The sequence below is a fragment of the Neptuniibacter pectenicola genome (assembly GCF_001597735.1).
Lineage (GTDB): Bacteria > Pseudomonadota > Gammaproteobacteria > Pseudomonadales > Balneatricaceae > Neptuniibacter > Neptuniibacter pectenicola.
This window is the reverse complement of the sequence record NZ_LUTS01000015.1, coordinates 40,001-52,001: the sequence shown is the minus strand read 5'-3', so window position 1 is coordinate 52,001 and position 12,001 is coordinate 40,001. Positions and strand designations below refer to the sequence as shown.

Annotated in this window: 15 protein-coding genes; all 15 read right to left on the bottom strand. The window is 47.1% G+C overall.

Translation table 11 applies throughout. The features are described 5' to 3' along the window. Positions 1 to 167: 167 nt before the first annotated feature. The gene (locus tag A3773_RS15350; protein ID WP_067987834.1) at positions 168 to 497 is read right to left on the bottom strand and encodes a hypothetical protein; all 330 of its coding nucleotides are present in this window, start codon (positions 495 to 497) and stop codon (positions 168 to 170) included. Positions 498 to 583: 86 nt separating this feature from the next. Then, positions 584 to 1,078, bottom strand: a complete 495-nt coding sequence (locus tag A3773_RS15345) for a hypothetical protein (RefSeq protein WP_067987831.1) — start codon at positions 1,076 to 1,078, stop codon at positions 584 to 586. A 413-nt stretch (positions 1,079 to 1,491) separates the two neighbouring features. Then, the gene (locus A3773_RS15340) at positions 1,492 to 1,812 is read right to left on the bottom strand and encodes a hypothetical protein (RefSeq protein WP_197462804.1); all 321 of its coding nucleotides are present in this window, start codon (positions 1,810 to 1,812) and stop codon (positions 1,492 to 1,494) included. 202 nt (positions 1,813 to 2,014) lie between these two features. Continuing rightward, entirely contained in the window at positions 2,015 to 2,215 is a 201-nt protein-coding gene (locus A3773_RS15335; protein ID WP_067987828.1) for a hypothetical protein, read from the bottom strand. 40 nt (positions 2,216 to 2,255) lie between these two features. Continuing rightward, on the bottom strand, positions 2,256 to 2,903 hold the full coding sequence (ureG, locus tag A3773_RS15330; RefSeq protein WP_067987824.1) for an urease accessory protein UreG: 648 nt from the start codon (positions 2,901 to 2,903) through the stop codon (positions 2,256 to 2,258). A gap of 40 nt (positions 2,904 to 2,943) precedes the next feature. Continuing rightward, entirely contained in the window at positions 2,944 to 3,669 is a 726-nt protein-coding gene (locus A3773_RS15325) for an urease accessory protein UreF (protein ID WP_067987821.1), read from the bottom strand. Then, positions 3,650 to 4,093 carry an urease accessory protein UreE gene (locus tag A3773_RS15320; protein WP_067987818.1) on the bottom strand — a complete coding sequence of 148 codons (444 nt, stop codon included), beginning with the start codon at positions 4,091 to 4,093 and terminating at the stop codon, positions 3,650 to 3,652. Before A3773_RS15320 ends, A3773_RS15325 begins: the two co-directional genes overlap by 20 nt. 15 nt (positions 4,094 to 4,108) lie before the next feature. Further along, positions 4,109 to 5,815: an urease subunit alpha gene (gene ureC, locus A3773_RS15315; RefSeq protein ID WP_067987815.1), complete on the bottom strand. Its 1,707-nt coding sequence runs from the start codon at positions 5,813 to 5,815 to the stop codon at positions 4,109 to 4,111. Continuing rightward, on the bottom strand, positions 5,812 to 6,168 hold the full coding sequence (locus A3773_RS15310) for an urease subunit beta (protein WP_067987812.1): 357 nt from the start codon (positions 6,166 to 6,168) through the stop codon (positions 5,812 to 5,814). Before A3773_RS15310 ends, ureC begins: the two co-directional genes overlap by 4 nt. A gap of 28 nt (positions 6,169 to 6,196) precedes the next feature. Next, on the bottom strand, positions 6,197 to 6,499 hold the full coding sequence (locus A3773_RS15305; RefSeq protein ID WP_067987809.1) for an urease subunit gamma: 303 nt from the start codon (positions 6,497 to 6,499) through the stop codon (positions 6,197 to 6,199). A gap of 69 nt (positions 6,500 to 6,568) precedes the next feature. Beyond that, positions 6,569 to 7,513 (bottom strand): urease accessory protein UreD, encoded by a 945-nt coding sequence (locus A3773_RS15300; protein ID WP_067987806.1) that lies wholly within the window; start codon positions 7,511 to 7,513, stop codon positions 6,569 to 6,571. Positions 7,514 to 7,546: 33 nt separating this feature from the next. Continuing rightward, entirely contained in the window at positions 7,547 to 8,242 is a 696-nt protein-coding gene (gene urtE / locus A3773_RS15295) for an urea ABC transporter ATP-binding subunit UrtE (RefSeq protein WP_067987803.1), read from the bottom strand. Beyond that, positions 8,239 to 9,072, bottom strand: a complete 834-nt coding sequence (gene urtD, locus A3773_RS15290) for an urea ABC transporter ATP-binding protein UrtD (RefSeq protein ID WP_067987801.1) — start codon at positions 9,070 to 9,072, stop codon at positions 8,239 to 8,241. The genes urtE and urtD overlap by 4 nt, the downstream gene beginning before the upstream one ends. Further along, the gene (urtC, locus tag A3773_RS15285; RefSeq protein ID WP_067987799.1) at positions 9,069 to 10,244 is read right to left on the bottom strand and encodes an urea ABC transporter permease subunit UrtC; all 1,176 of its coding nucleotides are present in this window, start codon (positions 10,242 to 10,244) and stop codon (positions 9,069 to 9,071) included. Before urtC ends, urtD begins: the two co-directional genes overlap by 4 nt. Beyond that, positions 10,241 to 11,842 carry an urea ABC transporter permease subunit UrtB gene (gene urtB, locus A3773_RS15280; RefSeq protein ID WP_075109593.1) on the bottom strand — a complete coding sequence of 534 codons (1,602 nt, stop codon included), beginning with the start codon at positions 11,840 to 11,842 and terminating at the stop codon, positions 10,241 to 10,243. The genes urtC and urtB overlap by 4 nt, the downstream gene beginning before the upstream one ends. Positions 11,843 to 12,001 lie beyond the last annotated feature (159 nt).

The window sequence follows — 12,001 nt, the reverse complement described above, 5'->3', positions numbered from 1 at the left end:
AGGCATTATCCAATGCTTACTTAAAATCTCAGGGGCTTTATGAATTGCGCGATGGATGGATCAAGCTTCACCATTCTCAGTGAAACGCCCTGTGCGGATCCGCATGCAGGGTGTTGTGGGGGCTGAGGGTTAGAGACCCTCGGCTACCCGATTAGGTGACTCCCTCATTAAACTAAAGATTCGCATTTTTCCAAAAGCTTAGCTACAGCTTTTTTACCCGATTTGTTTAGAATTTTCATCTCCGGATCGGACATATATGGAGAACCCGGCACGTCTATTTTCATGCATTCATTCTTAATTTCATTTAGTACGGGATTCTTGATATCACACGACTCAAAGTAATCCCACTCTTTCCAATCAATCTTATCATTGAGCCAATCTCTCAAAATTTCGCATATTTCTTCAGGGGCTCGATCGATGGGATCGTTATTGTGAAGTAACGCAAATACGATAACTAATAAAAGCATTGCTACAACAATAGCGATCATCCAGAACATTAATTTCTCCTAACGCCGCTCAGCACGCGCGGCTACGAAATGAAGGCGAAGCCGCAATGTAGTAGACGTCGCCATGACTGGCCTTGTTACATTCCCCACGTGCAGACCTCCAATTGATTGCGACAGAAAGAGGTGTGATTGAATTCGAAAATAACACCCATGTCCGACGACTTACCTACCCACCCTATATCGAAGTGGTCCTGCGCCTCACAGTAATTCTGGAGAAGGTCAAGATTAAGAACGAACTCGGCAAGCGTTAAAGAATAATATGGCCCATCGGTATCAATAAAGAACCATCCTGGAATAATTGCCGGCTCGATACTAGCTTTGATAAAGCTGGTCATTTCAGCCATCGTGTCGAAGTACTTAAGATCCCAACCCTCTACCATACCTCTAGTGGTAGTTTGTTGGTCCGCCTCCATATCCCATGTCGAGAAAGCGGCGTACTTTAAGCACTGCACGTCGTGACTAAATTCTACTTCCGAAAGCAAGCAAGAAAGCACAGGATCGACTGAGTCCAAAAGCTCGCGCCTCGCTCGTTTGTTCTTCACTTCTCGTAGCTTAGTTTCCAGCTTACTCATAATCTCTCAAGGGATGTAACATTTGTATATACGGGGGTCCGTGTATCTACCCACACCGCTATTGATTAAAAATAGATGTAATTATTTGAAAAGGAAGGAGAAACTAAAGAATCAAATCGTACTCTTCCGTGACAAATCAAGCATGCGTATTAACAATTGATATACGGGGGTCCGTATATCTATCCATGCCAGACATCCATCTCTCTGATTTATAAATATTTTTAACCTAAGCAGTGAGGGAATACAACTAGCCTTTTAGGCTACGCATTGGGCAAAAAGACTTTACTCAATTAGTGTATACAGCCGCTAAAAACATGTATTAAATAGCTTTAATATTGTTAAAGCTGGTGAAATTCACGCAAGAACTCTTTTCTATCCTGTGTAAACTTACGATGCCCATCGTGATTTAATGCTCATTTCTTTTCAGAAAATGCCGGAGTTATAACGCCCCAGTTTGAATTTCTGGCAAAGAAAACAACAACATCAACATGACTATCTACCCAAGCATTATGAACAATATGATCTTCGCCACTCGCTTCTACTGTTTTTACTTGAATACGATGATAGGAAGGGCCATCGGAGATGAGGATATCAGTCTGGTGCCCATGGTCCAAAATTGGCAAAAATACTTGCCAACCATCTTGCATTAGCCAACTTACGACCATGCTTTCATAAGATGTATTTTTAAGAGCTTGGTGTGTACCAGGTTTTGTTTGAGTTAGCCGCCTTGGCATAATACTAGTCCTTTGTTTATTCTAATATTCGTGCATACAAAGCGATATATCTTCAACCAGAGCGAACTAGATTACAAGCCTTCACCTTGTACCTTCGCTCACGGGGTGAGCTCCTACATCAGCGTATTTCTGTAGGAGGCCAACCTTTGGCCGAAGCCCTATTGAAGGTTGGCACCTCTTTTACTCGTTGGCTAGGATGCCTTTAAACCTTTTTCTTGCCCATTCGACGAACGATAAAAATTAAGGCTAGAGACACTAAACCAGAGATCGCTAGATGATCCGGCTCTGTCATAAAATGAACAATACCACTCATAATGCTGGCGTGTTCTGAGTGTGCTAGTGCAGGTAGTGATGTCGTTAATGCAGCGGCGCCAGTCAATGTGCTAATCGCTATTTTTTTCATTTTTTAATCCTTTCTTTCTTTAAATTTTTTGGCGGTTTATTTAAACAACAGCAACGGCAGGTGGTAAAGTTTTAGCCGTTAGCATGCCTTCGCTAATAATAAATTGGATAATATCATCTAAACCTTTCGCTTGTTTTAGATTAGCAAATACAAATGGACGTTCGCCCCGCATGCGTTTTGTATCGGTGTCCATCACTTCTAGGGAGGCGCCAACAAGTGGGGCTAAGTCTATTTTATTGATAATGAGCAGATCTGATTTGGTAATACCCGGCCCACCTTTACGTGGAATTTTATCGCCGGCGGATACATCGATCACATAGATCGTAAGGTCCGACAGTTCAGGACTAAAGGTCGCGCTTAGGTTATCACCACCGCTTTCAACAAAGACGACATCGAGGTCACCGTGCCGTTCAATCAATTGATCGATCGCGGCAAGGTTCATGGAGGCATCTTCCCGTATGGCGGTATGGGGACAGCCGCCCGTTTCTACGCCAATAATTCGGTCCGCGCTAAGGGCTTCATGTTCGGTGAGAAACTTAGCGTCTTCTTGGGTGTAAATATCGTTAGTGACGACGGCGATATCGTAGTGGTCTTTCATGGCGGCACAGAGCGACCTTAATAAAGCTGTTTTACCCGAACCTACGGGTCCACCGACCCCTACTCGCAGTGTCTGTTTTGGTTTACTCATCTACCACTTACCTCTATGTTTAGTCCGCTTATATATACGTTCAGGAACGGAATAATCGTGAATATTGTTGTTCATGCAGGGCGCTGGCAATCGCTAATGCGGGAAGGCCGGCGCCTACCTGTTCTTCATCAACCTGTTCGGCAATGTTGAGTGCTTGGCTTAAGATCGGTTGAAGATCGCCAATCAACACTTGTGCTTGTGTTTGGCCTAACGGCACAAGTTTAGTCGCGGCGGCCACTTGGTTTTCTAACCATGACCATGCAAAACCGAGTGCGGCACTGGGATAGTTAATATCCCAATGGGCCGCCGCAATGGCAAACAGCGAGATAAAACTCACGGCTTCCGGTGCACTCCCCCGCCCATGGGCAAAGGGCTGTTCGACGCCTAAGCTATTCAGTAACCTCACTAAGGCTTCGCCCATCGCGGTATCGGTTAAGCGCAGCTCTTTCGTCTCTCGGCAGGCTAGAACCAGGTCATTTAAGCGTTTTACTTCTTGCCAATCAGCCTGTTTGGCCGCCGCCATTAACAGCTTAAGTGCGGGGAGATCGACATAAGCAACCGCATGCAATATCTGCATCTCTAGCCATTCATGTACCTCCGCTTGTTTTTTCAACCAGCCGCAATCTATGGCGTATTCTAACCCTTGCGAAAACGAGTAGCCGCCGACAGGTAAGCTGGCACTGCTTAACTGCATCAGGCGAAAAAGCGCCCGATCATCGGTGTTAATTGCGACGTTAGGCTGCATATCAGTGATGGGCGTGGCCATGATTATACGCCCCTGACTCTGGCACAAAGACGGCGTCTTCATGGCTAACAACTAACCCTAACTGCACAAGCATCTCTTCGAGTACGTGATCCGGTTTAATGCGCAACCAGCGTTCACCCACTTCTATTTTTGTATGTCGATTACCTAAGTGGTAACACGCACGGGCGAAGGTGTGCCAGGCATCACACGAGGCTAAGGCAACCGGTTCAATAGCGCCTGCCACTTGAATGTAGTGACCACAGGTTGTTTTTAGATATTCCCCCACCAGCAAGGGTTTACCCCGCTCCAGAAAAACGCGCACCTCTTGGCCTTGGTCATTGACCAGTTTCAAGCGCCCCCGGTCCCGTTGTTCATGGGTTAAAACGACCTGACTGTCTGCTTTATGGTGGCAATGGGTGCCTAAGCGTTCATACACTTCTAACATTTAACAGCTCCCCTTTTAAAACAAGGTATAAAGTTGGGCTAACGGCAGTTTGTCCGCCGGTTCACAGGTCAGCATCTCACCGTCAGCACGCACTTCATAGGTTTGTGGGTCAACCGTGATATCAGGCATCCAGTCGTTTAATACCATATCGGATTTGCTGATATTACGGGTATTCGAGCAGGCGGAGAGTTCTCGCTGTAAGCCTAAGCTTTCAGCAATGTTATTGTTTAACGCCGCCTGACTAACAAAGGTCAGGCTGGTTTTCGCCGCCGCTAAACCACAGGCCCCAAACATAGGTCGGTAATGCACTGGCTGTGGGGTTGGGATCGATGCGTTAGGGTCACCCATCGGCGCCGCAGCGATCATTCCACCTTTCAGAATCAGGGAGGGTTTAATACCAAAAAATGCAGGTTTCCACAGGACTAAGTCCGCTAGTTTACCGTTTTCAATCGAGCCTACATCATGGGAGATGCCGTGTGTAATGGCTGGGTTAATCGTGTATTTAGCGATGTAGCGTTTAGCCCTAAAGTTATCGGTTCCCCTTTCAAGGTCTTCTGCTAATAGGCCAAACTGGACTTTCATTTTATGTGCGGTTTGCCACGTTCGTGTAATCACTTCGCCAACACGTCCCATCGCCTGAGAATCTGACGAGATCATGCTGAACGCGCCCCGATCATGGAAGATATCCTCTGCGGCGATGGTTTCTTTACGAATACGGGAATCAGCAAAGGCCACATCTTCTGGAATATTACTGTCTAAGTGATGACATACCATCAGCATATCCAGATGCTCATCCACCGTATTAACGGTAAACGGCCGTGTTGGGTTGGTCGATGAGGGCATAACATTAGGGTATGAACAGGCCCGAATAATATCGGGAGCATGACCGCCACCCGCACCTTCTGTATGGTAGGTATGAATCACTCGGCCTTTAAAGGCACCAATGGTATCGTCGACAAAGCCCGATTCATTGAGTGTGTCGGTATGAATCGCCACCTGAACATCGTATTTTTCAGCCACGCTAAGGCAGTTATCGATTGATGCGGGGGTGGTGCCCCAGTCTTCATGTAACTTCAATCCACACGCACCGGCTTCCAGTTGTTCTTCGAGTGCGGCAGGTAAGCTGGCATTACCTTTACCAAGAAAGCCAAAGTTCATCGGTAAACTATCGGTTGCTTGCAGCATTTTGCCTATATTCCAAGGCCCTGGCGTGCAGGTGGTCGCTTTAGTGCCGGTCGCAGGCCCTGTGCCTCCCCCGATCATAGTGGTTACACCCGACATGAGGGCTTCGTCGATCTGTTGGGGGCAGATAAAATGGATATGCGCATCAATGCCCCCCGCGGTGACGATAGAGCCTTCCCCTGCAATAATTTCAGTGCCGGGGCCGATCACTATATCGACATTATCTTGTACATCTGGGTTGCCCGCTTTACCTACTTTAGCAATGCGGCCCTCTTTAATTCCGATATCTGCTTTAACAATGCCCCAGTGATCAAGTATTAATGCATTGGTGATCACCAGATCCATCGCTATATCGTTACTTAGCTGGCTCTGGCCCATGCCATCACGGATAACCTTACCGCCACCAAACTTCACTTCATCGCCATAGGTGGTTAAGTCATTTTCAACCTGAATCCAGATATCAGTATCACCTAACCGTACTTTGTCGCCCGTCGTGGGGCCAAACATCTGGGCATAGCTAACACGATCCATTGAACTCATGCTGTTGTCCCCTTCTGTGATTTCTCTTGAGCGGTGCTCGTCTCCCCATCCACGGGGCCCATAACATCACCACGGAATCCGTAGATCATTTTATTGCCGGCATACTCAACTAACTCAACTTCTCGGCCTTGACCCGGTTCAAACCTTACCGCTGTACCTGAGGCGATATTAAGACGGTAGCCTTTGGTCGGTTCACGGTTAAAGGCCAACGCAAGATTGACCTCATAAAAATGGTAGTGGGAACCCACTTGGACTGGACGGTCACCTCTGTTTTCAACGCGCAGCGTTTGGGTTTTACGTCCCTCATTAAGCTCGATACGCCCCTCTGCTGTCTCAATCTCTCCTGGTATCATTGTTCTATCCTCTTCGCGTCGTTAACCATCAGTTAATTGGGTTATGGACCGTCACTAATTTAGTGCCATCGGGGAATGTCGCTTCCACTTGTACTTCGTGGATTAATTCTGGAACCCCTTCCATGACTTGATCCGCCGTTAGCAGGCTTTTGCCATAACTCATCAACTCGGCCACGGTTTTTCCATCCCGTGCGCCTTCAATGATCTCCATCGTGATAAATGCCATCGCTTCGGGATAGTTCAGCTTTAAGCCTCGATTAAGACGTCGCTCTGCCAGTAGTGCTGCGGTAAACACAAGCAGCTTATCTTTTTCTCTTGGTAACAGTTCCATTACTCACCTCATTGGCCAGGTGTCATTAAATTGATAAATTTTATCTAATTGTTGTGTTTTATTGCGGGCTTAAGTCGCCCAAATTCTTGGTTCACACGCCTCACGCTGTATCAACGCAGGGCGCAACAGTGTCCAGCAACGAATAAACAGTAAACGTGCCTGTTCTGAGCAATCACCTAAATAGCGCAGCTGTATAAACTCATCATTGATGCTGACAGCAGATAGCGCTTTTTGAGACTGACTATCGGTTTGGTTTAATGCCTCACACTGCGCTTGCAAGGCACTCAACAACGTATCGGTATCATGGGTTTTGGATAACGGCCCTGCTATCAGCAATCCATTGACAGAGTGACCGGCTAACCCCGCTCGGCTCTGCATAAAGTTATGTTGCTCTGGGTTAAGCGATAATGCCTCACGAATCTTTAAGCGCCCTTGACTAAACACTTGTAAACGCTGCTCTATTTGGCCCTGATCGAACGGTTGTTGGCTGGCGTGTAAACCAAAACAACTGATCTCCCAGCCAATAAACGTACTGCCCACATCAAGGTGGATATCCGTATGTAGCCGCGTATGCGCACCGGGGTAGATGATATTTTCGAGAGGCAACCACTCTACGCTGCTGTTCGGTTCTAAGCGCAGTTGGATATGCTGGGTTTGTAGTGTTTTATCGGCACGCGCTTTATAAACCCGACCGGCACCGGGTGTTGTAATCAACGCACGGGCGGCCTGAGCCATCGTGACATTAATGCGGAGATCATCCCCCGACACCATGCCGCCGGGCGGATGAAGAAGGTACAGATGCGCCAGATCTCGACCTTCTGGGTAAAAGGCTTTTTGCACATAGAGCGGCCCTTGGTGCCGACAGGCATTCAGCACTGAGCCTCGCTTAGTATGTGCTAACCCAAGGCTTAGTTCGGCTTTCCACTTGGACTGCTCAGTTTTTTCTGGCAGCCCTAATGGATCAGACGGTTTATCGGCCCCTTCGCCTCTGGCGGGTGTTACCCAATTATTCATCGACACTCAAACCTAAATGCTTATGCTAAATCGTTATACTGCGAGATACTGCTTGATCAGATCCTCGCTTAAATTTGCCATCTGGTCACTTGCGACCACACGCCCTTTTTCCATTAATCTAAACTCTTTGCCTACTCTACGTGCAAATCCTAATTTTTGCTCCACTAAGATAACGGTTAATCCCTCCTCCTGATTGAGTTTGAGGATAACATCACCAATTTGTTGCACGATATTTGGCTGAATCCCTTCATTAGGCTCATCAAGGATCAACACTTTAGGTTCAATAACCAGTGCTCGACCAATGGCTAACTGTTGCTGCTGACCACCGGAAAGGTCCCCGCCTCGACGGTGAAGCATCTCCTTTAAAACAGGAAAGAGCTCAAATATTTTCTCCGGTATCTGTTTCGCTTTATCTTTACGGATCGGTAAGCCAATTCTCAGGTTTTCTTCAACCGTCAGTGTCGGAAAAATATCTCGCCCTTGGGGCACATAGCCAATACCTGCCGGTGCGCGAAACTGAGCGGGCTTGGTATGCAGCGCTTCACCCTCAAGTAAAATCTCGCCGCTTTCTATAGGCAGCAAGCCCATAAGGCATTTTAAGAGGGTCGTTTTACCCACCCCGTTACGCCCCATAATACAGGTACAAGACCCTGGTTTAATCGCTAAATCGAGGTCCCAAAGAATTTGAGTACCACCATAACGTTGATTTACTTTTGAGATATCGATCATGGTGCTTCTCCCAGATAAACTTCGATCACATCAGGGTTATTTTGAACTTGGTCCATCGTGCCTTCAGCCAACACAGAGCCTTGGTGTAAAACGGTCACCGTCCGCGCGATGCTACGCACAAACTCCATATCATGTTCGACCACTATAACGGTACGCTCACCCGCTAATGAGGTCAGTAGCTCGGCGGTACGTTCAGTCTCTTGGGCCGTCATACCCGCGACCGGTTCATCGATTAAGAGCAATCGAGGCTCAGCAACGAGTAACATTCCAATCTCTAACCACTGCTTTTGGCCATGGGATAAGGCGCCCGCTTGCATAAAGCATTGCTCTTTTAAACCAATGACATTAAGCACTTCATCGATACGATCAATTTCCGTCGGTGTTAAGCGAGCAAATAGCATCGGTAAAACCGACTTCTGCTGTTTGAGCGACAACTCCAAATTATCAAACACACTGAGGGCTTCAAATACGGTCGGTTTCTGAAACTTACGGCCAATACCTAGTTGGGCAATATCAGCCTCATCGTGCTGTAAAAGATTAATGCTTTGACCAAAATAAACACTGCCCGAATCCGGCGTTGTTTTACCGGTAACGACATCCATCAATGTGGTTTTACCCGCACCATTCGCACCAATGAGGCAGCGCAGCTCACCATCATTAACGTACAGGTTTAGATCATTCAGGGCTTTAAAGCCATCAAAGCTAAGGTTTAAACCTTCCACATACAGAATAACCTCATGGGATACATCGACCTGCTTCTGCTCATCCTTTAAGAATGACCACACTTGGTCCCTACGCATAACTTCGCGTACATCCGTTAAGGCGCTCATACATTACCTCCTTTCACAGCGGGCTCAGCGTTTTTACCTTCCGTATCGGAGCCATGACTATCCGAGTTATCAGGACGGCGCTTATCCATCATTTTTTTATACAAGCCCATCAACCCTTGCGGTAAATAAAGCGTAACGAAAACAAACAACGCACCCAGCGCAAACAACCAGCCGTCAGGCATAATCGCGGTGAATTTTGTTTTTGCAAAGTTGACAAGCAGCGCACCGACAATGGCGCCAATCAATGTGCCACGACCACCAACAGCAACCCAGATCACCATCTCTATCGAGTTAAGTGGTGAGAACTCACCGGGGTTGATTATCCCCACTTGAGGTACATACAGCGCACCGGCAATACCCGCAATTAATGCTGAGTAAACAAACAACCAGACTTTAAAACGCTCAGTACGGTAACCGATAAAGCGGGCACGGCTTTCGCCATCACGAATCGCAACAATCACTTTACCCATACGGGATTGTAAAATTTTATGGCTGACCACCAGAATCACCGCTAACAACAACGCAGTTATGGCGAAGAGCGTGACACGGGTTGTATCCGCTTGCAGGTCAAAGCCTAAAATATCTTTAAAATCGGTTAAGCCGTTATTACCACCAAACCCCATCTCATTACGGAAGAAGGCCAGTAACAGTGCATACGTTAGGGCTTGGGTCATAATGGAAAGATACACACCCGTTACACGTGAACGGAAGGCTAACCAACCAAAGATAAAGGCTAAGATGCCCGGCACCAATAACACCATCAACATCGCAAACCAAAACTGATCCATACCCTGCCAAAACCAAGGCAGCTCAGTCCAGTTAAGGAAAACCATAAAGTCAGGTAGCTCAGGGTTACCATAGACGCCGCGATCACCGATCTGACGCATGAGGTACATCCCCATGGCATAGCCACCTAGCGCAAAGAAAGCGCCATGACCCAAACTCAAGATCCCGCAGTAACCCCAAATCACATCAACCGCTAACGCCAACATGGCATAGCACAGGTATTTGCCTAATAAGGTGATGGTATAGGTACTAACATAAAAGGCTGAGTCTTCGGGCATCAATAGATTACCCATCGATGCCAATAAAGTTAAAACAACTAAGATCGCAACAAACGGCGCGACTTTACTGTCGCCATGTAAACGGCTAAAACGCATTAACTGATTCATTCTGCAGCCCTCCCTTTCTGAGGGAATAAGCCCTTAGGACGTTTTTGAATAAAGAGGATGATAAAGATCAACACAAAAATACTGGCCAGTACCGCACCGGTAACAGGCTCTAGGAACTTGTTAGCAACACCGAGTGAGAATGCAGCAACCAAGGTTCCCCACAGGTTACCTACCCCACCAAAGACCACCACCATAAACGAGTCGATAATATAGGCTTGACCTAGGTTAGGGCCTACATTGGTCAACTGGCTTAAGGCAACACCGGCTATACCTGCAATACCTGAACCTAAACCAAAGGTCATGGCATCAACCCAATCGGTCCTAATCCCCATCGCTTTTGCCATATCACGGTTTTGAGAAACCGCTCGAACGTTCAACCCTAGGGAGGTCTTACGCAGGATAAGCAGCAACAAACCAAAGACTAAAAGCGCAAAGGCAAGAATATAGAGGCGGTTCAAGGTTAAGCTTAATATAGGGTTGATATCCAACGTGCCGCTCATCCATTCAGGAGACGCCACTTGGCGGTTGAGTGGAGAGAAAACACTGCGAACCAACTGTTGCAAAATAAGGCTGATACCAAAGGTCGCTAATAGGGTTTCCAGTGGACGACCATGCAGATGACGAATAACGCCCCGCTCAATTAATACACCGACTAAGCCCGAAACGACAAAGGCTAAGGGTATGGCAACCCATAAAGAGTATTCAATGGCATTAGGCATCATGAGCTGAACAACATAGGTCGTATATGCCCCGAGCATGATCATCTCGCCGTGGGCCATATTGATAACCCCCATCACACCAAACGTAATGGCTAAGCCGATTGCGGCCAGTAATAAAACAGACCCTAAACTTAAACCAAAAAACAGCTGATCGATAAAACCATAGAACTCGATCTCTTCATTAATCTGTTTAAGTGCTTTGGTCGCCGCCGCTTTTACTTTGGGGTCGGTATCATGTTCAATAATTTTTACTAATTTGTTACGTGCATCACTTTCAAGGCTGTCCGCCATCACATAGACAGCGGCAAGCCGTACAGCGGGATCGGCTGAATCTGACTGATGTAAGGCTAACGCCAAATCAATCATCGCCTGCACATCTTCATCCTGCTCTTGAGGACGAACCCTCTCTAAGGTGGCGATAGTCTCATCGGAAAGGTGCGTCAATAAAGCTTGAACCGCCGCTAAACGTTTGCTCGCGTCGGGATGAGATATTTGTAGTCGCGCAATGGCTTGGCGTAAAAATCCACGTAGCTTATTGTTAACACGGATTTTTTTAAGCTGGTTTTTGCTCACACCCGGTAACGGTTGTTTGCTTAAAACACCTTGAGCCGTCAATTCACCTTTAATGGTTGAGATCATAACGACCTCTTTGCTGGACTTAACAAAATACAAGTCACCCTCCAGCATCCCTTTAAACATAGGTAACAGCGCAACGCCCCCTAATGACTCTAATTGTTTGAGCACAGGTAAGGCTTTACTCAATTTCACCTCGGTCAGACTTTGCAGCAGCGTTTCAACAGAAACAGGCTCAGCCACAGGGTCTGATGGAAGGGGGGACACCGTCGTTAAGGTTGCTGGATCAGCATCGACCGTTGTCATAGGTTCATCTGCATGAACCGACGTTAGGGACGTAGCAACATAGCAGCATAGTATGGCAAACAGACGTCTCACGTGAATTCTCCTGTATAGACCGCTGAATCAGGTTTGTAGGTAACGAAGTAACCGTCGTTTCAGCGAATCAGGAATAGAAAGTCGCTC

Coding starts and splice junctions, on each gene's coding strand:
- A3773_RS15350 (WP_067987834.1), bottom strand. CDS start 497: ATGTTCTGGATGATCGCTATTGTTGTAGCAATGCTTTTATTAGTTATC.
- A3773_RS15345 (WP_067987831.1), bottom strand. CDS start 1,078: ATGAGTAAGCTGGAAACTAAGCTACGAGAAGTGAAGAACAAACGAGCG.
- A3773_RS15340 (WP_197462804.1), bottom strand. CDS start 1,812: ATGCCAAGGCGGCTAACTCAAACAAAACCTGGTACACACCAAGCTCTT.
- A3773_RS15335 (WP_067987828.1), bottom strand. CDS start 2,215: ATGAAAAAAATAGCGATTAGCACATTGACTGGCGCCGCTGCATTAACG.
- ureG (WP_067987824.1), bottom strand. CDS start 2,903: ATGAGTAAACCAAAACAGACACTGCGAGTAGGGGTCGGTGGACCCGTA.
- A3773_RS15325 (WP_067987821.1), bottom strand. CDS start 3,669: ATGGCCACGCCCATCACTGATATGCAGCCTAACGTCGCAATTAACACC.
- A3773_RS15320 (WP_067987818.1), bottom strand. CDS start 4,093: ATGTTAGAAGTGTATGAACGCTTAGGCACCCATTGCCACCATAAAGCA.
- ureC (WP_067987815.1), bottom strand. CDS start 5,815: ATGAGTTCAATGGATCGTGTTAGCTATGCCCAGATGTTTGGCCCCACG.
- A3773_RS15310 (WP_067987812.1), bottom strand. CDS start 6,168: ATGATACCAGGAGAGATTGAGACAGCAGAGGGGCGTATCGAGCTTAAT.
- A3773_RS15305 (WP_067987809.1), bottom strand. CDS start 6,499: ATGGAACTGTTACCAAGAGAAAAAGATAAGCTGCTTGTGTTTACCGCA.
- A3773_RS15300 (WP_067987806.1), bottom strand. CDS start 7,513: ATGAATAATTGGGTAACACCCGCCAGAGGCGAAGGGGCCGATAAACCG.
- urtE (WP_067987803.1), bottom strand. CDS start 8,242: ATGATCGATATCTCAAAAGTAAATCAACGTTATGGTGGTACTCAAATT.
- urtD (WP_067987801.1), bottom strand. CDS start 9,072: ATGAGCGCCTTAACGGATGTACGCGAAGTTATGCGTAGGGACCAAGTG.
- urtC (WP_067987799.1), bottom strand. CDS start 10,244: ATGAATCAGTTAATGCGTTTTAGCCGTTTACATGGCGACAGTAAAGTC.
- urtB (WP_075109593.1), bottom strand. CDS start 11,842: ATGACAACGGTCGATGCTGATCCAGCAACCTTAACGACGGTGTCCCCC.